General features: G+C 66.1%; 23 protein-coding genes. 9 read left to right on the forward strand and 14 right to left on the reverse strand.

Features of this window, described 5'->3' with window-relative positions; all coding sequences use genetic code 11:
* The first annotated feature begins 55 nt into the window (after positions 1-55).
* The 3 genes from NIBR502772_RS03510 to NIBR502772_RS03520 all read left to right on the forward strand — a co-directional run bounded on the left by NIBR502772_RS03510 (position 56) and on the right by NIBR502772_RS03520 (position 1,694).
* Positions 56-382 (forward strand): rhodanese-like domain-containing protein, encoded by a 327-nt coding sequence (locus NIBR502772_RS03510; protein ID WP_056347663.1) that lies wholly within the window; start codon positions 56-58, stop codon positions 380-382.
* 39 nt (positions 383-421) lie between these two features.
* The gene (gene pheA, locus NIBR502772_RS03515; protein ID WP_141139102.1) at positions 422-1,360 is read left to right on the forward strand and encodes a prephenate dehydratase; all 939 of its coding nucleotides are present in this window, start codon (positions 422-424) and stop codon (positions 1,358-1,360) included.
* A gap of 124 nt (positions 1,361-1,484) precedes the next feature.
* Entirely contained in the window at positions 1,485-1,694 is a 210-nt protein-coding gene (locus tag NIBR502772_RS03520) for a hypothetical protein (RefSeq protein WP_141139103.1), read from the forward strand.
* Positions 1,695-1,706: 12 nt separating this feature from the next.
* Here the strand turns inward: NIBR502772_RS03520 and NIBR502772_RS03525 are convergent, their stop codons facing one another.
* Positions 1,707-2,765 carry a diacylglycerol kinase family protein gene (locus tag NIBR502772_RS03525; RefSeq protein ID WP_141139104.1) on the reverse strand — a complete coding sequence of 353 codons (1,059 nt, stop codon included), beginning with the start codon at positions 2,763-2,765 and terminating at the stop codon, positions 1,707-1,709.
* A 90-nt stretch (positions 2,766-2,855) separates the two neighbouring features.
* Between NIBR502772_RS03525 and serS the strand changes: the two genes are divergently transcribed.
* A complete protein-coding gene (gene serS / locus NIBR502772_RS03530; protein WP_141139105.1) occupies positions 2,856-4,136 on the forward strand; it encodes a serine--tRNA ligase in 1,281 nt (426 codons plus the stop codon).
* Positions 4,137-4,164: 28 nt separating this feature from the next.
* Here serS and NIBR502772_RS03535 read toward each other — a convergent pair whose 3' ends face one another.
* A complete protein-coding gene (locus NIBR502772_RS03535) occupies positions 4,165-5,208 on the reverse strand; it encodes a hypothetical protein (protein ID WP_141139106.1) in 1,044 nt (347 codons plus the stop codon).
* Between the two features lie 274 nt (positions 5,209-5,482).
* Here NIBR502772_RS03535 and NIBR502772_RS03540 point away from each other — a divergent pair, with 274 nt between their 5' ends.
* Positions 5,483-6,343, forward strand: coding sequence for an HAD family hydrolase (locus NIBR502772_RS03540; RefSeq protein WP_141139107.1), 861 nt, complete (start codon positions 5,483-5,485; stop codon positions 6,341-6,343).
* Positions 6,344-6,379: 36 nt separating this feature from the next.
* Here NIBR502772_RS03540 and NIBR502772_RS03545 read toward each other — a convergent pair whose 3' ends face one another.
* The 6 genes from NIBR502772_RS03545 to NIBR502772_RS03570 are packed head-to-tail and all read right to left on the reverse strand — an operon-like array spanning position 6,380 to position 13,092.
* Positions 6,380-8,146 (reverse strand): beta-galactosidase family protein, encoded by a 1,767-nt coding sequence (locus NIBR502772_RS03545; RefSeq protein WP_141139108.1) that lies wholly within the window; start codon positions 8,144-8,146, stop codon positions 6,380-6,382.
* 8 nt (positions 8,147-8,154) lie between these two features.
* Positions 8,155-8,880, reverse strand: a complete 726-nt coding sequence (locus NIBR502772_RS03550) for a hypothetical protein (RefSeq protein WP_246848678.1) — start codon at positions 8,878-8,880, stop codon at positions 8,155-8,157.
* Between the two features lie 5 nt (positions 8,881-8,885).
* Complete coding sequence (locus NIBR502772_RS03555) at positions 8,886-9,806, reverse strand: carbohydrate ABC transporter permease (RefSeq protein WP_141139110.1); 921 nt, start codon at positions 9,804-9,806, stop codon at positions 8,886-8,888.
* Positions 9,806-10,744 carry a carbohydrate ABC transporter permease gene (locus NIBR502772_RS03560; protein WP_141139111.1) on the reverse strand — a complete coding sequence of 313 codons (939 nt, stop codon included), beginning with the start codon at positions 10,742-10,744 and terminating at the stop codon, positions 9,806-9,808. The genes NIBR502772_RS03555 and NIBR502772_RS03560 overlap by 1 nt, the downstream gene beginning before the upstream one ends.
* Positions 10,741-12,024, reverse strand: coding sequence for an ABC transporter substrate-binding protein (locus NIBR502772_RS03565; RefSeq protein ID WP_141139112.1), 1,284 nt, complete (start codon positions 12,022-12,024; stop codon positions 10,741-10,743). The genes NIBR502772_RS03560 and NIBR502772_RS03565 overlap by 4 nt, the downstream gene beginning before the upstream one ends.
* 54 nt (positions 12,025-12,078) lie before the next feature.
* A complete protein-coding gene (locus tag NIBR502772_RS03570; RefSeq protein WP_141139113.1) occupies positions 12,079-13,092 on the reverse strand; it encodes a hydroxyacid dehydrogenase in 1,014 nt (337 codons plus the stop codon).
* A gap of 175 nt (positions 13,093-13,267) precedes the next feature.
* Here NIBR502772_RS03570 and NIBR502772_RS03575 point away from each other — a divergent pair, with 175 nt between their 5' ends.
* Genes NIBR502772_RS03575 through NIBR502772_RS03590 form a run of 4 tightly spaced genes read left to right on the forward strand, consistent with a single transcriptional unit; the run spans position 13,268 to position 19,275 of the window.
* Entirely contained in the window at positions 13,268-15,442 is a 2,175-nt protein-coding gene (locus NIBR502772_RS03575) for a heparinase II/III family protein (protein ID WP_246848679.1), read from the forward strand.
* Positions 15,439-16,590, forward strand: a complete 1,152-nt coding sequence (locus NIBR502772_RS03580) for a substrate-binding domain-containing protein (RefSeq protein WP_141139114.1) — start codon at positions 15,439-15,441, stop codon at positions 16,588-16,590. The genes NIBR502772_RS03575 and NIBR502772_RS03580 overlap by 4 nt, the downstream gene beginning before the upstream one ends.
* Complete coding sequence (locus NIBR502772_RS03585; protein ID WP_246848680.1) at positions 16,587-17,306, forward strand: ThuA domain-containing protein; 720 nt, start codon at positions 16,587-16,589, stop codon at positions 17,304-17,306. The genes NIBR502772_RS03580 and NIBR502772_RS03585 overlap by 4 nt, the downstream gene beginning before the upstream one ends.
* 28 nt (positions 17,307-17,334) lie before the next feature.
* Positions 17,335-19,275 (forward strand): DUF2264 domain-containing protein, encoded by a 1,941-nt coding sequence (locus NIBR502772_RS03590; protein ID WP_246848681.1) that lies wholly within the window; start codon positions 17,335-17,337, stop codon positions 19,273-19,275.
* A 63-nt stretch (positions 19,276-19,338) separates the two neighbouring features.
* On the opposite strand, the gene NIBR502772_RS03595 is transcribed toward NIBR502772_RS03590, so the two are convergent.
* The 6 genes from NIBR502772_RS03595 to NIBR502772_RS03620 form a co-directional block, all read right to left on the reverse strand.
* A complete protein-coding gene (locus NIBR502772_RS03595) occupies positions 19,339-20,088 on the reverse strand; it encodes a ThuA domain-containing protein (RefSeq protein ID WP_141139115.1) in 750 nt (249 codons plus the stop codon).
* Positions 20,088-21,182 (reverse strand): Gfo/Idh/MocA family protein, encoded by a 1,095-nt coding sequence (locus NIBR502772_RS03600; protein WP_168223601.1) that lies wholly within the window; start codon positions 21,180-21,182, stop codon positions 20,088-20,090. Before NIBR502772_RS03600 ends, NIBR502772_RS03595 begins: the two co-directional genes overlap by 1 nt.
* Positions 21,183-21,268: 86 nt before the next feature.
* The gene (locus NIBR502772_RS03605; protein WP_141139117.1) at positions 21,269-22,183 is read right to left on the reverse strand and encodes a carbohydrate ABC transporter permease; all 915 of its coding nucleotides are present in this window, start codon (positions 22,181-22,183) and stop codon (positions 21,269-21,271) included.
* The gene (locus NIBR502772_RS03610) at positions 22,180-23,157 is read right to left on the reverse strand and encodes a carbohydrate ABC transporter permease (RefSeq protein WP_210412384.1); all 978 of its coding nucleotides are present in this window, start codon (positions 23,155-23,157) and stop codon (positions 22,180-22,182) included. Before NIBR502772_RS03610 ends, NIBR502772_RS03605 begins: the two co-directional genes overlap by 4 nt.
* A 2-nt stretch (positions 23,158-23,159) precedes the next feature.
* Entirely contained in the window at positions 23,160-24,521 is a 1,362-nt protein-coding gene (locus NIBR502772_RS03615; protein WP_246848682.1) for an ABC transporter substrate-binding protein, read from the reverse strand.
* Positions 24,522-24,665: 144 nt separating this feature from the next.
* Positions 24,666-25,664: a LacI family DNA-binding transcriptional regulator gene (locus NIBR502772_RS03620; RefSeq protein ID WP_141139118.1), complete on the reverse strand. Its 999-nt coding sequence runs from the start codon at positions 25,662-25,664 to the stop codon at positions 24,666-24,668.
* Positions 25,665-25,692 lie beyond the last annotated feature (28 nt).

Here is a 25,692-nt window from a genome sequence, read left to right on the forward strand (position 1 = left end):
GATCGGCTGGCGCTAGGCTGGAAGGAGACCAGTGATTCTCCGAAAGAGGACTCCTATGAGCGATTTTGATACCGTGCCCGTCAACGACGTCCCAGCCGACGCCGTGATTCTGGATGTCCGCGAAGACTACGAATGGGTAGCCGGACACGCCGAGGACGCCGTGCACATTCCCCTGGACCAGCTTCCGGCGCGGCTTGACGAACTGGACCCGGACCAGGACGTCTATGTCATCTGCCGCACTGGCGGACGGTCCTTCCGCGCCGCGCAATGGCTCACCGGACAGGGCTATACAGCCATCAACGTGGCCGGCGGAATGGACCAGTGGCTCGAGTCCGGCAAGCCACTCGTGTCCGACAACGGCCTCAAGCCGCTCATTCTGTAGTTCAGCCCGAACCTGCGTCCCGTCACCACAGAGGAATCCATGCCCGCGACACCTGTTACGTACACCTTCCTCGGGCCTGAGGGGACGTTCACCGAGGCGGCGCTGATGCAGGTTCCGGATGCCGCCGATGCCACCCGCATCCCGGCCTCCAACGTCAACGCTGCGCTGGACATGGTCCGCGATGGCGTTGCGGACGCAGCGATGGTCCCTATCGAGAACTCGGTAGAAGGCGGGGTCACGGCCACCCTGGACGCCATCGCCAGCGGGCAGGAACTGCGAATCATCCGCGAAGTCCTGGTCCCCATCAGCTTTGTCCTGGTGGCCCGACCCGGTGTGGAGCTGGCGGATATTCGACGGATTTCCACGCACGGCCATGCCTGGGCACAGTGCCGTCTCTGGGTGGATCAGAATATTCCAGGTGCAGAATATGTTGCCGGCTCCTCCACAGCGGCGGCAGCCATGGGCCTCCTTGACGGCGACGCCCACTACGACGCCGCGATCTGTGCGCCCATTGTGGCCCAGGAGCAGCCAGGGCTGACAGTCCTGGCGGACAACATCGGCGACAATCCGGGAGCAGTGACGCGGTTCATCCTGGTGAGCAGGCCGGGCGCACTGCCCGAACGGACCGGTGCGGACAAGACCACGGTGGTAGTCCCGCTTCCGGAAGACCGCCCGGGTGCGCTGATGGAAATCCTGGACCAGTTCGCCACGAGGGGCGTGAACCTCAGCCGGATCGAATCCCGGCCTACGGGCCAGTACCTGGGGCACTACTTCTTCAGCATCGACGCTGACGGGCACATCGCGGATGCCCGTGTGGCAGATGCTTTGGCCGGTCTTCACCGCATCAGCCCGGCCACCCGCTTCCTGGGCTCGTATGGACGGGCTGACGCCCAAAGCTCCAGCGTCGCGCAACACACCTCCGACGAGGCATTCCAGGCGGCGCATGAATGGGTGGGGCAGATTCTGCAGGGGGAATGAACGCCGCCTGACGCCGGCTAAGGCTTCGCCCACAGCGTAGGCCAAGGTACTTCCGCGGGATAGGTACTGTGCGTATGCTTGCTTGATCCACTTGGGGGATGGCCCCTAATGAAGGGAACAGGTCATGAGCACCAGCAGCACAGACAACGACGGTCAGGGCATGATCGTTAATCCGAAGCCCACAGCCGACAACCAGGACTGGGACGGGGACGACGCTGACCGCGCCGACCGCCTGCGCTTCGAAGAGGAGCAGGCTATGATCCGCGAGCAGTCCGAGGCACGTGCCGCGAAGGCTGCTGCAGAGGCAGGAACTGCCAAGAAGGCAACCGCCTGAGGCCGGGCCGGCTCAGGCCGGTTGGCCCTTGACCCTTATCAGGAGCGAGCGCGGTTCCACCCGGACGGTGAGCTTGGTGGCCAGCCCGGATGTGTCGCCGTCGATTTGCGTGGGCATGGGCTCCGGGCACTTGATGACGATTCGGCCGGCCCGGTACATCGTCATGATGGGCAGGTTGCCCTTGTGTTTGAACAGGATTTTCGCGTACATGGCCAGCCAGCCGATGGCGCTGCGGGGGCTCATGACCACCACGTCCAGCATGCCGTCATCGATCATGGCTTCCGGGATGAAATCGATCCCGCCCGGGACCAGCCCACAGTTGGCAAAGAGGACGCTGCGGATGTTCCGGACCTGCTCAGGCTTGTCATCCAGCGCGACTGAGACCTTCCTTCGCCGCCCCGGCAGGTGGCGCATTCCGGCTTCGGTATAAGCGAGCCAACCCACGGCTTTCTTTAGGCCGGCATTGGTATCAGCGAGTATTTCGGCGTCCATGCCGATCCCGGCGATCACCAGGAACGCGTGCTCGGAAGAGTGTCCCGTGCGGGAATTCTCGATGCCCATCCGCGCGGTATCGATGTAGCGCTGGTGGCCGAAAAGCGCTGTCTGCACGTTGGCATGGAGGTCGTTGACATCCAGATCCACGTTTCGCGCCAGGAGGTTTCCCGTCCCCAGCGGAATCAGGCCCATGGCCACATCCGTGTGTGCGAGGGACTCTGCCACCACCCGCACGGTGCCGTCGCCACCGCCCACCAGCACGACGTCGGCCTTGTAGTCCAGCGCCGACCGGGCCTGGGAGTATCCCGGGTCCTCGGCGGTGGTCTCCAGGAAGAGGGGTTCGTCCCACCCGGCTGTCAGGCAGGCGCGCCGGATGGCTTCCTTCGCTTCGGGGGCACGTGCCTTGACGGGGTTGAGGATGACGACCACGCGTTGCTGGGTGAGGCCCGTTTCATGCGCTTCTTCATGGACCGCGCTGCGGATGTGCAGGGCCTTGAGCTTCCGGACACCCCACCAGCTGGAGACGGCGAAAGCCAGCGCCGCCGCGCTCAGGACGTAGAGAAGCCAGTCGTTCATGGTGCTTCAACAGTATCCCGGCCGCGGCGCCGCGATTCCCCCCGTCCGGCCGGGCAGTGTTGGTTCCGCCGGATTCGATACTCTTGTCTGGTGATCGACGTAAAAGACCTCAGCGAAAACCCGGACAAGTTCCGTGCCAGCCAGCGCGCCCGCGGCGCCGACGAATCAGTGGTGGACGCGATCATGGCCGCAGACTCCGCCAGGCGTGCCGCCATGATCCGGTTTGAAAACCTCCGCGCCGAGCAGAACGTCTTCGGCAAGAAGGTGGCGCAGGCCAAGGGCGATGAGAAGAAAGCCCTGCTCGCCGAGGTCAAGGAACTGGCCAACACTGTGAAGGCCGCATCGGCCGAAGCAGACGCTGCCCAGGCCAAGCAGGACGAACTGCTGCGCAGTATCCCGAACCTTATTGAGGGCGGCGTCCCCGAGGGCGGCGAGGACGACTACATCGTGGTCAAAACCGTTGGAACGCCCCGCGAGTTCCCCGATTTCGAGCCGAAGGACCACCTGGAAATCGGTGAGCTGATCGGCGCCATCGACATGGAGCGCGGCGCGAAAGTTTCGGGGTCACGCTTCTACTTCCTGCGCGGAGTGGGTGCACGCCTGGAGATGGCGTTGCTGCAGATGGCCATGGACCAGGCCATCGAGGCCGGCTTCGTTCCCATGATCACCCCAACCTTGGTGCGCCCCGAAACCATGCAGGGCACCGGCTTTGATGTAAAGCACGACGCCGAGATCTACCGTCTCGCCGAGGACGACCTTTACCTGGTGGGCACCTCCGAGGTTGCCTTGGCCGGCTACCACGCGGACGAGATCCTGGACCTGACGGCCGGGCCCATCCGGTTTGCCGGCCAGAGTTCCTGCTACCGGCGTGAGGCCGGCTCGCACGGCAAGGACACCCGTGGCATCATCCGTGTCCACCAGTTCAACAAGGTGGAGATGTTCATTTACACCACGGTGGAGAAGGCCGCAGCCGAACACGAACGGCTCCTGGCCTGGGAAGAGGAGATGCTGGCCAAGTGCGAGCTCCCGTACCGCGTCATTGACACCGCCGCCGGCGACCTCGGCATGTCCGCGGCCCGCAAGTTCGACTGCGAAGCCTGGATTCCGACGCAGGGCGCCTACCGTGAGCTGACCTCCACCTCGAACTGCACGACTTTCCAGGCACGCCGCCTGAACATCCGCGAGCGTGTGGTCAACGACGAAGGCGTTGCCAAGGGCACCCGTGCCGTAGCCACCCTCAACGGCACGCTGGCCACCACCCGCTGGATCGTGGCCATCCTGGAGCACCACCAGAACGCCGACGGCTCGGTCAACGTCCCGGCCGCACTGCAGAAGTACCTCGGCGGCATGGAAGTCTTCCCCGTCCTCTAGGCTTCGCTGATCCGAGGAGAAATCCCCGTCACGTGGTCCATTCCCCCGGTAACTCGACGGGGATTAGGCCACGCGGCGGGGATTCTTGCGTAGTGATTCCGGCACGTTCAAGTTTCCGCCGCAATAACTCCGGGTCGGTTACGGCTTTCCAGTCCCAGCGGACAACCTTGTAGCCAAGCGCTCGGAGCCGGTCTTCACGCTTCTTCTCAGCCAGGACGGTTTCCCGTGTGCTGCGGCCGTCCAGGAGGTCGTCGTCGAGATACTTGGCGTCGCCGTCGAACTCCCCAATGACGCCGTAATCCGGCCAGAAAAAGTCTGTCCGCGCAATGAAACCTTCATGGTCATAGAAGGAACGCTGCAGGACCGGAGCCGGAAGCCCCAAAACGTGGATGAGTGCCCTGCTCCGGGACTCCCCGGCGGATTCCGAAGCCGCGTCAGCCAGTTCGAGTACCTCCAGGATCCGACGGCGTTTAGCAGCTGAAGCGAGACCGGCCGCCGCATGCTGCACATCGACTCGTGTGAGGCCTTCGCCTTCTTTGCGCCGGTTCCCCAGCGCAGCGTCCATGATGGCCACGGACTCAGGAAGTTCCAGCCGGCCAACACAATCCATGACCGTCTGAACCAGTGGCGTCACACCGAACCCACGGGTGCCGACGACGTCCGATTGCCAATGATGCCGTGAGATTCCATAGCCCCGCACGTCCTCCAACTCGGTGCGGCCCGTCTTCGGATCCCTTGCGGCCCGGGTAGTCGACGGGAGTTTGCCCGCCTTGTGGGGTGATGGCGTGAGGATGTGGATGTAGTCCGGAACCCGTGGGCTGGGCAATCGCCAGACACGCAGGGCGGTCAGGTAGCAGAAACCTACTGCCGGATCACTAGCCGCCACCGCTGCAACCGTGGCTGCATAGCGTTCCCAAGCTTTGAGTGCGAGCCATGCGGGCTTGCTGTAGTAGATGCCCGTTCGGACACGGACGAGCTCGCCCCTGCCGTAGGCGCGGCTCAAGCCACGGCTGCTTCCGGTGAGGGCGCGCCTGCGGCTGGCGAGGATAAGGGCAGGAGGGGCGGATTCCATGGTCCAATGCTGGTCGGTTCATTCCTAACCAGCCAGACCCGCGCGCCCGGATGTGGATAAGTCCCGGCAAGTCCCCTCAATGTGGACTTTTCCCCGTGGCATGCCGCGGGGAATTGACCATCCGGCGGGGAATCTACGGCCGGCCGGGAGGCGGACAGCGTCCCGAAGGTTAACACTCACACCGGGGATAACCCTGTGAGTATTAACCGGGTGTTCATGCGCGCTGTGGCCTGCGTCCTAGCCGGTTTTAGGGGGTCTCTGGTCTACTGGATGTATGACTACATTGACTGAAACCACAGTCGCTGGCATCGATGACCAGCGGATCGCAAGCGAAAACAGCACCACCAAGTTCATGGTTGCCCTGGACGTGGACGGAACCCTGGTGGACCACGACGGCCACATGTCAGTGCCCGTCCGCGAGGCCGCCCAGGCCGTGGTGGCCGCAGGGCACGACGTCCTGATCGCCACCGGCCGTTCCCTGAACGCCACGCTGCCCATCATCGAGCAGATCGGCATCGACCGCGGCTACGCCGTCTGCTGCAACGGCGGCGTGACCCTCCGGCTGGATCCGGACCTGACCGACGGCTACGAAATCATCCACAAGGCCACCTTCGATCCGGCCCCGGCGCTCCGGGCATTGCGGCAGAAGCTGCCCACTGCGAAGTATGCGCTGGAGGACGAGGACGGCAATTTCCTGTCCACGGAACGATTCCAGGACGCCAGCTTCGGCGTCGAGGCCATCGGCGTCGACTTCCAGACTCTGCTCGAAGCCACGGCCGTCCGCCTGGTGGTGTTCAGCACCGAAAACACCCCGGAAGAGTTCACCGCAACCATCCAGGAGATCGGACTGGCCGGCGTCACCTACTCGGTCGGCTGGACGGCGTGGCTGGACATTGCCGCCGCCGGTGTGACGAAGGCCAGCGCGCTGGAACGGCTCCGTGGCCAGTTGGGGACTGAACCCCACAGCACCGTGGCCATCGGCGACGGCCGCAACGACATCGAAATGCTGGGCTGGGCCGGACGTGGCGTCGCCATGGGCCAGGCCCCGGAGGAAGTCATCGCCGCCGCGGATGAGGTCACGCATTCCGTGTTCGACGACGGCGCCGCCCACGTGCTGCGCAGCCTCCTGCCGTAGGGCTAACTCCTCGACTGCGGACTTCCCCGGGTGGGGCTACTTCTCGTCCGGTCCGAGGTCCGGCCCGGACACAAAGCGGACGTCGCAGGTGGCGCTGCCTTGGAGTTCCAGGATGGCCAGGACGTTGCGGCCTTTCCGGATGAGCGGCCCGGGCACGTAGAGCGTGCGCTGCGGTCCGCGGCTCCAGTAGCGGCCCAGATTGAAGCCGTTGACGTAGGCGTTGCCTTTCGTCCAGCTGTCCAGGCGCAGGTACCGGTCTTCGGGGCCGTCCGCCTCGAACGTCGCGAAGGACAGGGACGGACCGGCAACTCCTCCGGATCCGTCCAGTTCCGCGGCCAACGCCGTGAACGGACCTGCGCCGTCGAAGTCCAGATACTCCAGGTCCAAGGCCCGGATTTGCCATCCGATGAGCTCATCGCCGTCCAGCGCGGCCGGTCCGATCAGCCCTTTGGACTCGCCGATCCGCGGCCCGTAATTCACCCGGCCCTGGTCTTCCACCAGGACCTGCAGCATTCCGCCGCTGGGGATCACGATGGCACGCTCGCCCAGTTCGCGGCTGAGCGTGCCGAGCGGGAGCCCGTCGAGGAAGAACTGCGCCCGGTCGCGGACCTCACTGAAGGCCAGGACGCCGCCGCGGTCCAGGGTGCACTCGTAGAGGCAGAAGCCGCGGTACTGCCCGGTGACTTCGGAGGTCGGCACCGGCCCTGCCACCTCCGGGGCAGAACCGAAACCATCCAAGACGCTGAGCAACGGGAGCGTCGAGCGCACGGTGACGACTGACTCCGGCTGCAGCGGCCGTGCAGCCGGGACCTCGGCGGGCACTGGGAAATGCCTGGCGATGACGTCCCTGAACGCGAAGTACTTGGCGGTCGGGTGTCCGTCCTCGCTGAGCGGCGCGTCGTAGTCGTACGACGTGATGGTCGGTTCGTAGATGCCTTTGTCGTTGGCCCCGTTGGTGAATCCGAAGTTGGTGCCCCCGTGGAACATGTAGATGTTCACTGACGCCCCCGCGGACAGCAGCGAATCGAGCTCGGCGGCGGAAGCAGCGGCGTCGGTGGTGTGGTGGTGGGTGCCCCAGTTGTCGAACCAGCCGTTCCAGAACTCGGCACACATCAGCGGCCCGGTGGGCTGCCGCTCGCGCAGGAACGCAAGGCGCTCAAGGGAACGTGAACCGAACGTCCCGGTTTTGTGCAGCTCGGGCAGCGACCCGTCCTCGATCATGGTGCCGAACGGCTGGTCGCAGGTGAACAGCGGGATGTCCACGCCGTGGCGTTTCACCAGGTCCACGAGGTGCTGCAGGTACGCCTTGTCGCTGCCGTAGGCGCCATATTCGTTTTCAATCTGCAGCAGGATGACCGGCCCGCCGCGCGTCACCTGCCGTTCCACCACGAGTGGCAGCAGGGCGTCGAAGTACGAGCCGACGGCGGCAAGGTAGCCCGGTTCGCTGCTTCGTACACCCACCGTGGGGTCGCTGAACAGCCACGCCGGGAGCCCGCCGTTGTCCCATTCGGCGCAGATGTACGGTCCCGGCCGGACGATGGCCCGCATGCCCTCCGCCGCCACCAAATCCAGGAAGCGGCCCAAATCCAACTGTTCCTCCACCAGGAACGTCCCCGGCGCGGGGGAGTGCTCGTTCCACGGCACGTAGGTCTCAATGGTGTTCAACCCCATGAGCCGCGCCTTGCGGATCCGGTCCTCCCACAGGTCCGGGTGGACCCTGAAGTAGTGGATGGCGCCGGAAAGGATGCGGAAGGGCTCGCCGTTCAGCAGGAAGTGGCGATCGCCGATGGCAAAGGTATCCAAAGAAGGTCCTAAGGGGTCGTCTGAGCTGGTCGGAGGGCGGCATGGAAGGCGAAGGCGGCGTTGCTCCAGACCACAAACAGCAGGGGCGCCGGCGCCAGGGCCACGCCAAGCACCGGCTGGAGCAGCGCGGCCGAGGCGATGATGCCCAGCAGAACCAGCAGGGCCAGGCTCAGGTACCAGCGCTGGACGCACAGGTACAGGGACGCCTTGACCAGGCCCTTGAGACGGGCATCCGGGAGAAGTACGACGCCGGCAATCACCAGCACAGCCACGCTCACCGTTGCTGCCGCGGCCACCACAATGACGGGGACCAGCAGCGCGGCTGCCGGCATCGACTGGACCGCCACGAGGTCCACACCGAGGAACAGCAGCAGTACGACGGCTGCCAGCCCCAGCGGCGCGGTGCGCCGGAAACTGCGCCCATAGCCGCGGAGGAAGGAAGCGAACGGCTTAACCGCGCCGCCGTCGTCGTTCAGTGCCTGGAAGGCGGCGAACAGGCCGGCGAGCGACGGCGGAACCGTCACCGAAAGCGCCAGGAAGAACGGCCAGGCGGCCATGGGGTCAGCCACCAACGCCAGGCAAAGCACCAGCGGGGCATTAGCCAGCGCCAGCATCACATTGCCGGCCAGGAACGTGTACACAAACCCGAAGATGCTGCTGAACGCCTCGAAACCCGGTCCCGAAAAGCGACCTGCCCTCTTATGCCGCTGCTGAAGTGCAATGCGCTCACGCACGACAGTCATCCCTTCATGCCGCTCGTCGCGATGCCCTGGATGAAGTAGCGCTGGCCAATCAGGAAGATGATCAGGATCGGGATCACCGAGATGACGGACCCGGTCATGATCATGGCGTATTCGGCGTCGAACTGGCCCACGAAGGAGCGCAGGCCGAGCTGGACCGTCCACAGCCGGTTGCTGGTCAGGTAGATGAACGGCCCCATGTAGTCGTTCCAGGTGTTCACGAACGTGAGCAGGGCCAGGCTGGCGAGGGCGGGCTTGGACAAGGGCAGGATCACCCGGGCCCAGATGCCGTACTCGCTGAGGCCGTCGATGCGGGCGGCCTCGCAGAGTTCATCGGGGATGGTCATGTAGTACTGGCGCATCAGGAACACGCCGAACGCTCCGAACGCCTGCAGCAGGATGAGGGCGTTGAAGCTGTTGGTGAGCCCCAACTGCTGCATCATGATGTACTGCGGCACCATGTAGGCCTGCCACGGCACCGCGATGGTGCCGATGTAGGCCAGGAACAGCACGTCCCTGCCCGGGAAGCGGACCTTCGCGAAGCCGTAGGCCGCGAGCGAGCCGGTAAGGACCTGCAGGCAGGTGATGATCACCGCGAGGTACAGCGAGTTCTGCAGGTAGCCCATCATGGGGATGCGGGTCCAGATGTCCGTGTAGTTGCTCCAGACGAACTCCGCGGGGATCCACTGGATGGGGACGGTGAGGACCTGGTTGTTCTCCTTTAGGGAGGAGGAGAGCATCCAGATGAACGGGACCAGGAGCGCCACCACCAGGACCGCCAGCACGGCGTAGATGACGGCGTCGGTGGCCCGCGCCTTGCGCTCGCGGGGCGAGCGTCCGCGGGATTCCTGCCGCGCTGCGAGGGCGGCCCCCGCCCGGAACGGTGCCTCGGCTTTGAGGTCTTCGGCCAGGTTGGTCATCAGCGTTCCCTCCGCTGTTGGAGCTTGAATTGCAGGACGGTGACCGTCAGGACGATCACGAACAGCACCAGCGAGATGGCCGAGGAGTAACCGAACTTCCCTTCGCCGATGCCCTCCTGGTAGATGAGCTGAGACAGCACCGTGGTGGCGCGCCCGGGGCCGCCGTTGGTCATCACCACAATCAGGTCAAAGACCTTAAAGCTGGACACGGTCAGCATGACCACCACAAAGAACGTGGTGGGGCGCAGCGACGGCAGGGTGACGTTCCAGAACCGCTGCCAGGGACTGGCGCCGTCCACCTCTGCCGCTTCGTAGAGTTCGGTGGGGATGGCCTGAAGCCCGGCCAAATACAGGATCATGTAGTAGCCCATATCCCGCCAGACGCTGGTGATGATCACGGCGGGCATGGCCCAGTCCGAACTGGAGGTCCAGCCTGGTGCCTCGGCAATTCCAACAGCATGCAGGAGCTGGTTGATCGGTCCGTTGTCCGGGCTGAAGAGCATGTTCCAGACGACGGCCACAGCCACCAGCGAGGTGATGTAGGGAAAGAAGATGGCCACGCGGAAGAAGCCGATGCCCTTGAGTTTCCGGTTCAGGAGCAGAGCCAAAACCAGGGCCAGGGCCATGGTCAGCGGGACGTGTCCCAGGGCGTAGACCACCGTGTTGCGCAGGGCCACCCAGAACGTATCGCTCTGCACCATGCGCTGGAAGTTTGCCAGGCCAACCCAGCGCGGTGCGCTGAATGAGGTCCACTCCATAAAGGACAGGGCAAACGCCGCCAGCACGGGGATGAGGGTGAAAGCCAGAAAGCCCAGGAAGTTCGGCAGGATGAACGTCCAGCCGATCAGCGTATTGCGCCGCGCCTGCTTCCGGTTGCCCCGGCTGTGGACGGCCGGGGCCCCCTTGGCTGTTTCCGGCTGGAGTGTTTCCGTAGTCACTGGCCCAGGACTTCGCTCTTGACGCGCTTGCCCATTTCTGCGATGCCGTCAGCCACGGAGCGTTCGCCCACCATGATCAGGTCGTGCTCCTGGTTGAGGATCTTGTCGGTGGCTGCGGACTTGTCGCTCACAGGCATTTCGAGGGCAACCTCGTCAGGGGTGAACGCCTTCTTGGACAGTTCGTCTGTGGGCAGGCCCTCCAGCTTGAAGTAGGCGTCCGTGACGGCATCGTTCTTCAGGGCAGGGACGACGCCGATCTTGGAGATGGCCTTGGCGCCCTCTTCGCCGGCGGCCCACTCGATGAACTTCTTGGCTTCATCAGAGTGCGAGGCGTTTTTGTTGACGGCGAAGGCCGTGGGTGAGCCGAACGTGGTGACCTTGCCGCCGGAGGTCTTCTGCGGCATGGGAGCCAGGCCCCAGTTGACGTTGGTCTTGCCGTCCTTCTTGGCCTGCAGGACCCCGGCGATGTACCAGGTACCCATCGGCATCATGGCAGCCTGGCCGGTTTCGAACATGGTGCGGTAGCTGGTCTTCTGGCTCTTCGCCGTGCCGAAGTCCAGGGTGGCGCCGCTCTTCTGCAGGTCCAGCGCGGTGTTGTACTGGTCTTCGAAGAAGCCGTAGTCGCCGCCGATCTGGTCGCCGTCGTTCTGGGCAGCAGAGATGGCCTGGATCACGGAACGCCAGATGTGGTGGTAGGTGCCGTAGGAGGTCTTGCCATCGGCGGCCTTTGTGGTCAGCTTCTGGGCCAGGGCGGCGTACTCATCCCAGGTGAGGTTGGCGGGGTCTTCCACGCCTGCGGCCTTGAAGAGGTCCTTGTTGTAGTAGAGCAGCCAGAAGTCCTGGCGGTACGGGGCGGCGTAGTACTTGCCGTCGACGTCGAATGCGTCCAAGCCGGCGAGGTTGTCCCTGTCCAGTGCGTCCACCACGCTGTTGATCTCCTGGAGTTGGCCGTTGCTGGCGTACCGGGAGTAGTCGATGACGTTCTTCATGGTCAGGACGTCGGTGGTGTCGCCGCCGGCCAGCATGGTGGTGACCTTCTGGGGGTAGTCATCGGCCAGGATGTCCACGGGCTCGATGTCCACCGTGGGGTTGGCTGTTTCATAGGCGTCGAAGAGCGCCTTGAATTCCGGGGTCCCTTCGTAGTTCCAGACGGAAACAGTCAGGCGCGTCTTGCCGGCCTGGCCCTGGGGTTCCGCCGGTCCGGCGGCGCCGCCGCAACCGGTCAGGCCGAGCCCGGCCGTTACGGCCAATGCGATCGCGGCGAGGGTTGTGCGCTTCATTGCGTTCTCCTTAGGTGAGGGTGTGTCCGCCGCAGCTGCGGCGCGTGGTGTGGGTCAGGCGCTGAGGGAGAGGTCGTCGTGGACCACCTGGGCGAGGAGTTCCTGTCCGGTCAGGTACCGTTCCAGGTCATCCAGGGCCGCGTCCGACATCCTCCGGGTTTCCGTTCCCAGGGAACCGGCGATGTGCGGGGTGATGATCACGTTGGGGAGGTCGTAGAGCACGGAGTCCGCGGGCAGCGGCTCGGGTTCGGTGACATCCAGGAGGGCGTGGATCCGGCCGGTGGCGCACTCAGCTTCAAGTGCTTTCGTGTCCACCAGGGATCCGCGGGCTGTATTGATCAGAGTTGCATGGTCCTTCATGGCCCGAAGCTCCGGAGCCCCGATCATGTGCCGGGTTTCGGGCAGTGCCGGCGCGTGGACGCTCACAATGTCCGACGCCGGCAGGAGTTCCTCGAGCGGAACAAGCCGGCCGCCCGCTGCTTTGACGGCGAACGGGTCCGCGTGCGGATCGCTCACGAGGACGGTAACGTCCTGCAGTTGCTGGACCAGTTGGACCACTCGCCGTCCGATCCGGGAGAAGCCGATCACGCCGATGACCCGCCCGATGTTGCCGAGCTCGCCACGTTGGGTGGTGTAGCTCCAGTCGTCCCGGTGGGCGCGGGCGTCGTTGGCCAGGACGTGGGCCTTTTTCCCGGCCAGAACGATGGAGGCGAACGTGAACTCTGCGACGGGAATGGCGTTCGCGTCTGCGCCGTTGGTGACCAGGATGCCCCGCTCCCACAGCTCGTCAGTGGCGAAGCTGCGCACAGTCCCGGCGCAGTGGAAAACTGCCCGCAGGCTGGGCATCCGGTCCAGCAGCTCGGGAGCGAGCAGCGGAACCCCCCAGCTGGTGAGCAGGATTTCCACGTTCGCCAAACGCTCGGCCAGCTCCGGGGAATCCAGTGAAGCGGTCCAAGGCTGTTCGCCCAGGTCAACGAGTCCCGCCAGCCGCTGCAAACGCGTGGAATCAAACTGGTCTGCAAAAGTTCCGCTATTCATAACCAACAGCGCATTGGGCTTGGGCGACATTCAGGGGTCCTCCTTTCAGGTTGTTGTCAGTGCCCCGGGGGCGGTGCCCCGAGGTGCGATTTCATGTCTTGCGTCACATCCGGAACTCAGTACATACTCATAAACACCACAGTTCAATCACTCCGTTCAGTCTCGATCCGAAACGATCACACTCGAACAATTGAGAAGAGTCTTAATGAATCCGCTGCCCGTCAGCGCCTCTGCCCGTGTCCTGGGTGGTGGGCCCCTCACAGACGCCTGGGGAATCGGCGCTTCGAGCGCCGGCCTCGAGGGTCTGCTCGCCACAGGCGGGGCCACCATTCCAGGCGGGGCCTGCCGTCCGAACGGGCGTCCGAACGGGCAAGGCCGTTCCGGACTCCGGGTCCGGCCGAAGGGTGACGCGGCGTGGCTCAGCGTCGGTGGCACCGCGCTTGCCGGTCTGGCAGCACAGGCGATGACGGAACGAGGCACCGCCTGGCCGCAGCCCCTGGTCTCGCACTATGCGCGGTACTTTCGGGATGGCAATCGCACGGCCTACGAAGGGCTGGTGGCGGCACGCCAACAGCGTCTGACCCGGGCGGTGGTGATGGCGCTGAGTGCCGGATCCGACGTCAGGATAGGATCCGACGCCGGGGCCGGACCCGGCGAAGACTGGCTCGACGAGGTGATCGACGGCGTCCACCTGCTCTGCGAACAGAGTTCCTGGAGCTGGGCCGCGCATGATGACGTGTTCACGCGCAGCGGCGAGGTGGTGCCGGACAAGTCCCAGCCTTACCTGGATCTTGGGGCCGGCGAGGTTGCCGCGCAGCTCGCGTGGACCGACTACGTCCTGGGGGATGCTCTGGACATCCGGGCACCCGGCCTTCGCCGCAGGATCCGTCAGGAAACGCACGAACGCGCCATCACCCCCTTCCTTGAACGCCTGGACTGGCACTGGCTGGGGCTCGACGGTGATGTCCACAACTGGAACCCCTGGATCCACACCAACCTGATTGCCGCGGCCCTTTTCCTGGTGGATGACCCTCAACGGCAGGCAGCCACGGTTGCCCGGTGCATCGAGGGCCTGGACCGCTTCCTGGCCTCCCTCCCCGCTGACGGGGCCATCGACGAGGGCTTCGCCTATTGGTGGAACGGGGCCGGGCGGGCGCTGGAGGGCCTCGCGCTGCTGGAGGAAGCCACCGGCGGGGCGCTCGACGTCGACCTTCCGGTGATCCGCCAGCTCGTCGCCTTTCCGCACCGCATGCACCTGGGCGGAACTTGGTTTCTCAACGTAGCGGACGGCCCGGCCCGGGCGGCCACCGGGTTGCCGTGGGACATGCTGCACCGCTGGGCCGTGCGCTTGGGCGACCGGGACGCCGCACGGCACGCTGCCTCGTTCGTTTCCGGCCAGCCGGAGGCGACGGCGGGACTGGGCCGGGTCCTGCACTCTCTCTTGGACCCGCCCCGACTGGACCCGCCCCGACTTGACCCGCCCCGACTTGACCCGCCCCGACTGGATGTCGGAACCGCCGGGATCCAGTCCCCGCCGCTGGTTCCGTTCACCTATCTCCCGTCGGTGCAGATCATGGTGGCCCGCGAGACTGCGGGCACCCCGCAAGGCCTGGTGCTGGCGGCCAAGGGCGGGCACAACGGCGAGCACCATAACCACCGCGACGTCGGCTCCGTGGTGGTCGCGGTTGACGGCGTTCCGCTGCTGGTGGACGCCGGCCAGCCCACTTACACGGCCAAGACCTTCGGCCCGGACCGGTACGACATCCGTGCCATGCAGAGTGCCTGGCACAGTGTTCCGGCACCGTTCGGACTGGAGCAGGGCACGGGGAAGGCCTTCGCCGCGGCCGTGTGGCATGCACCCACCGCTGAGAACGCCACACTCCGGCTGGCACTCGGAGCGGCCTATGGCCTGCACCCGGAGCAATGGGTCAGAACGTCCTCGCTGGACCGGGAAGCCCGGCGGGTGGTCGTCGCCGACCGCTGGGACCTTCCGATCTCCCCGGCCAACGCAGCCTCGCTGGACAGCGCCGTCCCGCCTGACCATGCCGTCCCGCCGGAGACCGCAGAGCCGAAAAGATTAACGTCCGACGTCGACATCACCTACCTCGCGGCAGGCACCATCCGCCTGGGCCGGGACGGCTCCGCCATCATCCTGCCCACCGGAATTCCGACAGCCGACGAATCGTCGGCCGGGGACGCCCGGGGAGCGGTGCTGCGCTGGGAGCCGGCCGCCGCCGTCGTACTCGTGGATGAGTGGCCACTGGATGACCCCTTGCTGTCCGGCGTGTGGGGCGCGCGGCTGACCCGGCTGCGCTTCCGCCTGCCCGCAGAATTCAGCGCCGCCGGCGCATTTACCCTGACAGTGGAGGCAACATCATGAGCCCCGACCAACCTTCCGAGGTGGCAGGGAAATCCCTGTTCGCTCTCCAGCGCCGCGAGCGGCTGATGGAGGAACTGCGTGCCCACGGCGCCATCACGGTCCGTGGCATCGCCGTGAAACTGGGCGTCAGCGAGCTCACCATCCGGCGGGACGTGAACATCCTCGCCGACGAGGGCCTGGTCTCGCGCGTCCACGGCGGCGCCACGCTGCCCAGCAAGCTGGACCGGTCGGCCACCTCGGGCCGTCCGCCGCAGCACAGCTACTCCATCGGGATGGTGGTTCCCTCGCTGGACTACTACTGGCCCCAGGTAATCAGCGGCGCCCGGGCGGAGGCGGAGGAGCAGAACCTGCGGATCCTGGTCCGCGGCTCTGCCTACGATGCCGCCGACAACCGCCGGCAGGTCCAGGCGCTGCTCGATACGCAAAACATCGACGGGCTGATCGTTGCCCCGGACCTGACCGGTGAGGTGGGGCAGGAGCTACTCCGCTGGCTGAACGCGTTGCCTATTCCGGTGGTGCTCGCCGAACGGCGCTCGCCGGGGGAAACCCCCGCACACCGCCTCGAATGGGTGGCCACGGACCACGCGTTCGGCGCCGGCATGGCTGTCCGGCACCTGTGGCAGGAGGGCCATCGGCAGATTGGCTGCCTGGCCGATTCCTCAAGCCCCACCAGCCCGCACGTGGTGCGGGGGTGGCGCCAAGCCCTGGCGGCCCTGAAGATCCCGGTGGCAGGCTCCGTCCACGAGGATTCGGCCAAACTGCCCAACGGCGACCGCGCCGCGCACTTTGACCATGTCCTGGAGCTGTGCAGGAAAACGGGGACCACGGCCATGCTGGTCCATTCGGACACGCAGGCGGTGGCCTTTGTGCAGCACTGTGTGGACCGGGGGATCCAGGTGCCGGGGGACATGGCGATCGTGGGCTACGACGACGAAGTGGCCTACCTTGCCGAGCCCGCCATTTCGGCCGTCCGGCCACCCAAGCAGTATGTGGGGAAGGTGGCCGTCCAGCTGATGGCCGCCCGCCTCGCCGAGGGGCGGATGCGGCCGGTGCACCGGATCGAACTGAACCCGGAGCTGATCCTCCGCGAGTCATCGATCGGCGGGCCGCGCTTGCCCTCCGCCGGCCTGCTGCAGGAATCCCTGTGACGGCGGGCAGGCTGACGGAGCCTCGGGCGCTGCTCCTGACCGGCTCCGGGCGGTACGCAGACCCGTGGCACCCGTTCGCCGAGACGTCCGCCGCCTTGGCGGCCCTCCTCCGGGAGGCGGGGTTCGGCGTCGAGACCGCTGACGACGTCGATGCCGCCTTAGCCGGCCTGGTCACCCCGGGTGCCACGGGAGTTTCCGGCGCTGGCCTCCCCGACCTGCTGGTAGTCAATGTGGGCCTGCCCCGGGATGACCTGCCCTCACCCGGGACGCCGGAAGCCGTGGCCGGACTGCGGCGCTGGCTGGAGGAGGGACGGCCCCTGCTGGTGAGCCATGTCAGCTCCACGAGCTTCCTCGATTCCCCCGAATGGGAAGCCGCGCTGGGCGGCCGCTGGATCCGCGGAACGTCCATGCATCCGGCGTACGGACCGGCCGGGATCCACGTTCGCCGGGAATCCGGCCCCGTGGTTGAGGGCATCGCAGACTTCGAGCTGCCGGACGAGCGTTACAGCTACCTGGCCACGGCGCCGGGCATCACCATCCATGCGACGCACACCCACGAAGACCTCGAACACCCCATCATGTGGTCCCTGGACCGGCGGCCTGGGCGGACGTTCTACGATGCACTGGGCCATGACGCCGCCTCCTACCAGTCACCCGAGCACCGCGAAATCCTGCTGCGTGCCGTCACCTGGCTCACCGCCGACCAGCAACTCTGAACGCCAGCCGTCCAACCCCGAGGATCCCATGCCATCCACCATGACGCCCCTTGTCCTGACCCTGCCGGAGCTGGACCGCGACCTCTCGCCCTACACAGGCCTGACCCGCGCGCACTGGTGTGCTTACGCCGATCATTTGCTGCGCTCCGCCCACCGCTACGGCACCGCGGACCACGCCAACATCCATCTGCCCGGAGCCAACAGCGCCTACGGCCCGCGAAGCGATGCGCTGGAGGCGTTCGCCCGGACATTCCTGCTGGCCTCCTTCCGGATCGCCGGCGACCCAGGCGGCACCGGCTGGATCGCGGAATGGTACGCACGGGGCCTCGACGCCGGCACGGACCCGGCGAATCCCGACCGGTGGCCGACCCCGGGGGAGCTGGGCCAGGCCAAGGTGGAGGCCGCTTCGTTGGCAGTTGGGCTGGCCCTGACCCGCGATGTGCTGTGGGACAAGTTCCCGCAGCGGGTCCAGGAACAGCTGGTTGCCTGGTTCGAAACGGTGATCGGCGAGGACTATCCACCCATCAACTGGGTCTGGTTCCAGATTGTGGTGGAAACCTTCCTTGCAAGCGTCGGCGGGCGTTCGTCGGACGCGGACATCGACGCCGGCCTGGCCATCCACGATTCGCTCTACCGCGGCCATGGCTGGTTTGCCGACGGTCCAGAGCGGGCCTACGACCACTACGTGGGCTGGGCCTTCCAGGTTTACCCCCAGCTTTGGGCGCTGATGGCGCCTGGTGATCCGCGCGTGCAGGCCCGCAAGAAGCTCGACGGCGACCGGCTCGCCGACTACCTCGACGACGCCTCCCACCTCGTGGGAGCCAACGGGGCTCCGCTCATCCAGGGCCGCAGCCTCATCTACCGCTTCGCCGCGGCCGCCCCGTTCTGGGCCGGCGAACTTGCCGGCCACACCCGGCTGTCTCCGGGGCTGAGCCGGCGCGCGGCCTCCGGCATGCTGGACTACTTCGCCCGCCGCGGCTCCATCACCAATGACGGGCTGCTTTCGATCGGCTGGCACGGCGAATTCGCCGGCATGAGGCAGTCCTATTCGGGCGCAGGGTCACCGTACTGGGCCGCGAAGGGCTTCCTGGGACTGGCGCTCCCGGCGGACCACCGGGTGTGGACCGCCGTCGAGGAGCCCCTGCCCGTGGAGGCCGGGGACACCCGGCGGCTCATCGCGGCGCCCGGCTGGCAGGTGGACGGAACAGCGGCCGACGGCGTTGTCCGGATCCGGAACCACGGCACCGACCACGCCAATGCTGGAGTGGTGGTCGCCGATTCCCCGCTCTACGCCCGGCTGGGATACTCCACGCACACTTTTCCGGACCTTGAGCCGGAGTCCCTGGACAATGCCGTTGTGCTGGTGGACGCAGAGGGCCGCCTCACTCACCGCACGGGCTTCGAGTTCCTCGGCCAGAAAGATCTGGATGGCATCCTTGCCGGCGCCTCCCGGGCCACGGCCAACTGGATCGCGGTGGATCCCGACGGCGGTCCGGACCATGGCAGCGGGGCCAGTGGAACCGCGACGCCCGGGCCGGAAATCACAGTGGTTTCGCTGACGCGCGGCGCGGTGGAGGTGCGGCTGGTCCGCGTTCAGGGCACATCCCCCGGCACGCCCGCGAGGCTGCGGATCGGCGGCTGGCCCGTGGATGCGGAGTCCCCGACGGAGAGCGAAATCCGTCCCCTTGCCGGCTGGGGCTCACCCCTGGACGACGCCGGAACCTGGCAGCGGGAAGCCCCGCACCCGGTGGGGGAGCGGCTCACTATTCCGTGGATCGGCACGCCGGGCGCGGCCGACGACGGCGACTATGCCGCCGTCGTCGTCCTCGCCGGTGCGGGAGGTGCTGAAGCCGCTGCCGGCGTCCGGTTTGTCCCCGCCCAAGGCGGTCCTGGTGGCGGCGGACGGTTCGAGTTCGCGGACGGAACCGCCGTCGGCCTCTCCGCCGTCTTGGAGTTTTTGTCCAGATAATGTCGCCTGAACGCTCCCCGGAGCGCATTACCTGGACAAAAACTCGTGGGGCCCTGCTAACAGCTACGCCTCCTCGAACCAGCCCCGGCCAGGGTTGCTCACGGCCGGCACGGATCGGTGCAGCTCAGGCTGGGCCGCCCAGCGCACGCCGTTCGCGAGGACCCGCTGGATCTGCGGGTGGTGGTAGACCGGGTATTCCTGGTCGCCGGGGCTGAAGTAGAAAATCCGGCCCTTGCCGCGGGTGAACGTGACCCCGGACCGGAACACCTCGCCGCCGGCGAACGAGCTGATGAAGATCAGGTCGTCGGGGTCCGGGATGTCGAACAGCTCGCCGTACATCTCCTGCTCGGGGATGACGATGGGGCTGTCCACGCCCTCGGCGATGGGATGCGACGGCTTGACGGTCCATACCAGCTCGCGTTCGCCGTCGTTCCGCCACGCCAGGGAGCAGCTGGTGCCCAGCAGCCGCGTGAAAACCTTCGCGAAGTGCCCCGAATGGAGCACGATGAGCCCCATTCCGCCCAGGACGTGCCGGTGGACGCGTTCGACGACGGCCTCGCTCACCTCGGCGTGAGCCATGTGGCCCCACCACAGCAGGACGTCGGTGTCGGCGAGGATGTCCTCGTCGAGGCCGTGCTCATCGTCGGTTGCCAGGACCGCCGTCGTGATCTCGGCGTCCGGGTAGTAGGAGCGCAGCCCGGCCGCGATGGCACCGTGGATGCCGTCGGGGTAGATTTCCCCGATGTGGGACGGCTCGTTGAGGGCCTCGTGGACGCCCTCGTTCCAGACCCGGATTCTCAGCTTGTTGTTCATTAGAGACGAACCTCCCTTTGCTCCTGCGCCGACTGGTAGCAGGCGTCGATGATTTGGGCCCGGTAGAGCGCCTGGGATCCGTCGTGCCGGCCCCAGCCGTCCGCACCGCCGCGCACCGCCGCCACGAAGTCGTCCACCACGGCCTGATGCGCCTTGCCTGGCAGGGCCTGCGGCACGTAGTCGGCGTTTTCGCCGTCCTTTTCCGTGAAGACCCTCAGCTTACCGACAGGTGCCAGCGGGGTGCCTTGGACCTTCAGCTCGGCTCCGCCGTCGGTCCCGTAGACCATGAAGTCCAGCACGTCGTCCGTCTCCCGGTAGCTGGCCCAGCCGGCCTCTATCAGCAGCGTCGCGCCGCCTTCCAGCCGCAGGAACGCGGACGCGAAGTCTTCCACCTCGAACGCGTTGCTGGCAGCCATGGCGGTATAGCGGTTGTTGCCGCCCCGGCCGCGGGGGCCCAGCTCTGAATGGGTGGTGGCGGACACTGCCACCACTTTCGGTTCGCCGAGCAGGTGCAGGGCGTAATCGAGGGCGTGGACGCCGATGTCGGCCAGCGGCCCGCCGCCTGCGAGTTCGGGGTTGGTAAACCAGCTCCCCAGCATCGGGATGCCGGAGCGGCGCAGCCAGGATGCCTTGGCGTAGTACGGGCGTCCCAGGCCGCCGCCGTCGATCACTTCCTTGAGCGCCTGGATATCACCACGGCGGCGGTGGTTGAAGGCGACGTCCAGGACGCGTCCTGCCCCCCGGGCGGCGTCCACCATGGCCTGGCCTTCGACGGCGGTGCGTGCGATCGGCTTCTCGCTCAGCACGTGCAGGCCGCGCTCGAGGGCGGCGATGGCGATGGGTGCGTGCAGGAAGGTCGGCACTGCCACGCTGATAGCGTCCAGGCCGCCGTGCTCCAGCATCTCTTCCCAGCCGGCGAAGGCGTTCGGGATCGAGTATTCGGCCTGCAGGGATTCGCGGAGCTCCTGTTCCATCCCTGCCAGCGACACGATGCGGACGCCTTCCAGGGAATCGTAGGCCTTGAGGTGCTGCTGTCCCGCCCAGCCAATGCCGACGACGCCCACCCTCAGTTCTCCGGCTTGTGGTTCCTTCAGGGAAGCGGCCTGCTGTCCCGGGGACTGCTCGTTGCTCACGGATATTTCCTTTTCTTGTGTTGTTTGGGAACTTGATTGGTGAGGTTTTAGCCCTTGACGGCGCCGGCGGTCATGCCGGACACGATGCGCTTCTGGCACAGGAGTACCAGGATGACGAGCGGGACCGTGATGATCACCGACGCGGCACTGATGGTGCCCAGCGGCTGGTCAAACTCGCTGGTTCCGCTGAAGAACGCGATCGCCACCGGGACCGGACGCGCCTCCGGCGATGTGGTCAGGGTGACGGCAAGCAGGAATTCGTTCCAGACGGAGATGAACACCAGGATCGCCGTGGTGGCAAGGCCCGGGACCGCCAGGGGCAGGATGACCTTGCGGAAGGCCATGAACGGCGTAGCCCCGTCCATGTACGCCGATTCCTCGAGCTCACGCGGAATCTCCTTGAAGAAGGAGGTCAGCGTGTAGATTGCCAGCGGCAACGCAAACGTCAGCTTCGGGATGATGAGGCCCAGGAGCGTGTCGTACAGGCCGATTTCGCGCCAGATCGAGAACATCGGGGCCGCGATGGCGATGGCCGGGAAGGTGGTGACCGAGAGGATGAGGGTCAGGATCATGGCTTTGCGGCGCATCTTCAGCCTGGCCAGGGCGTAGGCGGCGAAGGAAGCGAACACCAGCGCCACTGTGGTGGTGACGACGGCGATGATCACCGAGTTGCGCAGGGCAAGGAGGAACTCGGGGTTCTGGAACACCGCCAGGTAGTTCTCGAACGTGGGCTGGCTCGGGAACAGCTCCCCCTTGGACAGGCTCACGCCCTGCTTGAGGGACGTGTTGACCAGCCAGTAGAACGGTATGAGCGAGAAACCCATAACGGCGAACACGAAGACCCACACGACCGGGTGCAGCTTCGCCTCGCCGCGGAGCCTGCGCCTGGGTGACCGGCGCTTCGGTGCCCCACCGCGGGCGGCGGGTGCCGCCGTCGTGCGCTGTGCAGTCAGGGTGCTCATTGTTCCTCCTTGGCGACTTCACGGATGTTGCCCCCGGCGAAGCGGATGTAGACCACCGAAACGGCCATGACGGTAAGGAAGGTCAGGATGGACAGCGCCGATCCTTCGCCCACCAGGCGGTTTTCGCGCAGCTGGGTGTAGGCCAGCATTGACATGGACTCGGTGCCGTTGGCGCCGCGGGTGAGCACAAACGGCAGGTCGAAGACGCGCAGGGCATCCATGGTGCGGAAAATCGCCGCGAGTACAATCGCGGGACGCAACAGCGGCAGTGTGACGTTGACGAAGGCCTGCCACTTGCTGGCACCGTCGAGTTCCGCCGCCTCGTAGGTCTCGGCCGAAATGACCTGCAGGCCGGCCAGGATGATGAGGGCCGCGAATGGCGTCGTCTTCCAGACGTCGGCCAGGACAATCACGGCCATCGCGTAGCCGTGCTCACCGAGCCAGACGACGTCGCCGCCGGGCAGGCCCAGCGTCGAGAGGACGTTGGTGACGAGTCCCAGGTTGGGCGCAAACATCGTTTCCCAGGTGATGGCGCTGACCACGGTCACCACCGCGTAGGGCAGCAGGACCACGGTGCGCAGGAGTGCGCGGCCCTTGAAGGCGAGGTTGAGCAGCAGTGCCATTGCAGTGCCGAGCACCAGCTCGAGGGAAACCGAAAGTCCCGCGAAGAGGAACGTCTGGCCGAAGGCGGCCCACCAGTGCGGCCCGCTGAGCGCCGTGATGTAGTTTTCCAGGCCGACGAAACGGGACAGCCCGGCGGTGCGGACGCTGTACTGGTTCAGGGACAGCCAGAGCGCGTAGCCGATGGGGACCGCCGCCACCAGGGCCATGAGGACCAGGGACGGCGCGGTCATCCGGAACGCAACGCGCCGCTCCGCCCGGTCGCGGCCGTTCCCGCCGCGGCTCTTCACCTCGCGGCCGTTCAACCCGTGACTGTTCACCCCGCGGCCGGGGGATAGGGATTTGAGTGCCATGATCAGAAGCTCGCCTTTGCGGTCTTGATCTCCTCGGCCATGCTCTTCACGGCGTCCTCGGTGGAGGCGGCGCCGGAGAGGACTGCGTAGACGTTTTTGTAGATCGCCTGCGAGATCTGCGGGTAGACGGGGGAGATCGGGCGGGGCTTGGCGCCCTTGACGGAGGCGAGCAGTTCGGTGGCGAACGGCATCTTCGCCAGGACAGCGGCGTCGGAGTAGGCGGCTTCATTGACAGGGGCCTGCGAGAAGTCCATGGCCACGTGCTTCTGCCAGTCCGGGGTGGTGGCGAAGTCGATGAAGGACACTGCCCCTGCCTGGTTGGTCGAGTGGGCCGAGATGGCCAGGTTCCAGCCGCCCAGGACGCCCGAGGCCTTGCCGCCCTCCCAGGCCGGAAGCGGAGCCACGCCGAAGCTGCCTGCCAGCGGGGTGGCGTTGAGCAGGCGGAATACGTGCGGCCAGTTGCGCTGGTACCCGTAGTTGCCGGACTCGTAGGCCAGCCGGGCCGGGTCCTCGTTGTAGGTCAGCACCGCACGTTCCGCGGAGCCGTCCTTGAGGCCTTGGCTCATGAAGTCGAGCACCTCACGGGTCTCCGGTGAATCGATCTTGACCTCGCCTTTGCTGTCCAGCACCTCTCCGCCGGCGCTGTAGAGCATCTCCAGGAAGTTGACCGTGAGGCCCTCGTACTGCTTGCCCTGGTAGACGAAGCTGTTGCCGGGGGCCGCGGCTGCCTCAGCGTAGAGCTGCTGCCAGGTCTCCGGCTTGGCCACCTTGTCCTTCTGGTAGTACACGAGTCCCGCGTTGGTGAAGAACGGGGAAGCCCAGTACTTGTCCTCGTACTTGGCGGTCTCCACGGTGGAGGGGATGAGCCGGTCCTTGTTGGCCTCGACGAGCTTGGTCTGGTCCAGCAGCCAGCCCTGGGAGGCGAACTCGGACGTCCAGATGACGTCCGTGAGGAAGATATCGCATTCGGTGGACTTGCCTTCGAGCCGCTGCACGGCCTGCGTGCGGGCCTCGTCTGTAGTTGCTCCGATTTCGGTGTACTTGGCAGTGACCTTGCCGTTCGCCGTGGTGAAGGCCTCCGCCGTGCCTTTGTAGATCCCCGAGGCGTCCTTGCCGCCGCAGATGTTGATGCTGCCGGTGGCGCCAGCGGCCGACGCCGGATCGGCAGCTGACGCGTTTTCCGCACCGGGGGTGGCGGCGCCGCCGCCGCACCCGCTCAGCAGCAGTCCCGCAGCCATGGCCGCAGCGGCGACGGCAACGGTGCGCGGACGCCGGGAACTGCGGTGCAGGGCGGTGGTGCGCGCCACAGCCTGGGATGGTGTGGTGTCCTCCTGGAGCGGAGAAGAAGGTCGAATCAAGTCCACGAGTGGCTCCTTTGCCTGGCCGGCTTCTTTTGGAATTCTACTTTTGGAATCGATTCCAAATTGGAGCCAAAGCGCCCCGCCGGAATGCTTGGAATCGATTCCAAAGAAGTGTGACAGGCGCCACGTGAGGCTGTCAACCCCTGCTTAGTTCTTCGTCGAGTCCCGAATTACGAGCTCATGCGGGAGGAAAGTCCGGCCGCGGCGGTGGACCCCCGGCACCGTCATCCTCGCCAGGAGCTCTTCGAAAGCCAGGCGGCCCATGTCATAAGCCGGCTGTCTGATCGTGGTCAGCTCCGGGACGCACATTTCCGCCTGCACTGAGTCATCAAAACCTGCCACGGCGATGTCGTCCGGCACGCGGAGCCCGGCGTCGGTGATTTCACGGACGCATCCGGCGGCGACGGTATCGCTGCCGCAGAACACGGCGTCGGGAAGGGGGTCTGCCTTCAGCAGCTTCCGGGTGAGGCGGCGCCCGGTGTGGAAGTCGAACTCACCTTCCACGAACAGCGTCTGGTCCGGGGATATACCCGCTTCGGCGGCCGCCTGGCGGAAGCCTTCCTCGCGCAGCCGGCCGGAGCGGGCGGCTCTGTTGCCGATCATCGCCAAGCGGCGGCCGCCCGTGTCAATGAGGTGCGTGGTGATGTCGAAGGCGGCCTGCCGGTCGTCGATGGATACGCCGAACGCAGCCTCGGAGTCGGCGATCTCGCAGACCTGGACAACGCTTAGCTGCTCGGCCATTTCGTCGACATCTTCGTCCGGCATCGTCGGCGAAAACATGATCAGCCCATCCACGGATCCGTTGCGGAGCATGTCCACCAGCTGCTGTTCCCGTTCCGGGTCCCCGGCGGTCGGGGCGATGAGGCTGACATAGCCCGACGAGGCCGCGGCGTCGCCGACACCCCGGAAGGCTTCGCTGATGATGGGCGAGTTCAGGTTCTTGGCGAGGGCCAGAATGCGCATGGTCCGGTCCCGGCGCAGGTCGCGGGCAGAGGCGAGGGGGCGGTAATTGAGCTGCCGGATGGCCGCGGTGACCTTTTCCTTGCTCGACTCGCTGACGGCCGGACTCTTGTTCAAGACGCGGGACACGGTCCCTACGGACACCCCTGCTGTCTTGGCGACGTCCTGGACTGTCGCTCGCGCCATTCGGTTGTCCTTCCGCGACCAGTGCTGC

Origin of the sequence: Pseudarthrobacter sp. NIBRBAC000502772, assembly GCF_006517235.1 — a bacterium.
Classification (GTDB): Bacteria; Actinomycetota; Actinomycetes; order Actinomycetales; family Micrococcaceae; genus Arthrobacter.

Excerpts from the sequence above, each read along its gene's own strand:
- NIBR502772_RS03510 (WP_056347663.1), top strand. The coding sequence starts at position 56 with ATGAGCGATTTTGATACCGTGCCCGTCAACGACGTCCCAGCCGACGCC.
- pheA (WP_141139102.1), top strand. The coding sequence starts at position 422 with ATGCCCGCGACACCTGTTACGTACACCTTCCTCGGGCCTGAGGGGACG.
- NIBR502772_RS03520 (WP_141139103.1), top strand. The coding sequence starts at position 1,485 with ATGAGCACCAGCAGCACAGACAACGACGGTCAGGGCATGATCGTTAAT.
- NIBR502772_RS03525 (WP_141139104.1), bottom strand. The coding sequence starts at position 2,765 with ATGAACGACTGGCTTCTCTACGTCCTGAGCGCGGCGGCGCTGGCTTTC.
- NIBR502772_RS03535 (WP_141139106.1), bottom strand. The coding sequence starts at position 5,208 with ATGGAATCCGCCCCTCCTGCCCTTATCCTCGCCAGCCGCAGGCGCGCC.
- NIBR502772_RS03540 (WP_141139107.1), top strand. The coding sequence starts at position 5,483 with ATGACTACATTGACTGAAACCACAGTCGCTGGCATCGATGACCAGCGG.
- NIBR502772_RS03555 (WP_141139110.1), bottom strand. The coding sequence starts at position 9,806 with ATGACCAACCTGGCCGAAGACCTCAAAGCCGAGGCACCGTTCCGGGCG.
- NIBR502772_RS03565 (WP_141139112.1), bottom strand. The coding sequence starts at position 12,024 with ATGAAGCGCACAACCCTCGCCGCGATCGCATTGGCCGTAACGGCCGGG.
- NIBR502772_RS03570 (WP_141139113.1), bottom strand. The coding sequence starts at position 13,092 with ATGTCGCCCAAGCCCAATGCGCTGTTGGTTATGAATAGCGGAACTTTT.
- NIBR502772_RS03575 (WP_246848679.1), top strand. The coding sequence starts at position 13,268 with ATGAATCCGCTGCCCGTCAGCGCCTCTGCCCGTGTCCTGGGTGGTGGG.
- NIBR502772_RS03580 (WP_141139114.1), top strand. The coding sequence starts at position 15,439 with ATGAGCCCCGACCAACCTTCCGAGGTGGCAGGGAAATCCCTGTTCGCT.
- NIBR502772_RS03590 (WP_246848681.1), top strand. The coding sequence starts at position 17,335 with ATGCCATCCACCATGACGCCCCTTGTCCTGACCCTGCCGGAGCTGGAC.
- NIBR502772_RS03595 (WP_141139115.1), bottom strand. The coding sequence starts at position 20,088 with ATGAACAACAAGCTGAGAATCCGGGTCTGGAACGAGGGCGTCCACGAG.
- NIBR502772_RS03605 (WP_141139117.1), bottom strand. The coding sequence starts at position 22,183 with ATGAGCACCCTGACTGCACAGCGCACGACGGCGGCACCCGCCGCCCGC.
- NIBR502772_RS03610 (WP_210412384.1), bottom strand. The coding sequence starts at position 23,157 with ATGGCACTCAAATCCCTATCCCCCGGCCGCGGGGTGAACAGTCACGGG.
- NIBR502772_RS03620 (WP_141139118.1), bottom strand. The coding sequence starts at position 25,664 with ATGGCGCGAGCGACAGTCCAGGACGTCGCCAAGACAGCAGGGGTGTCC.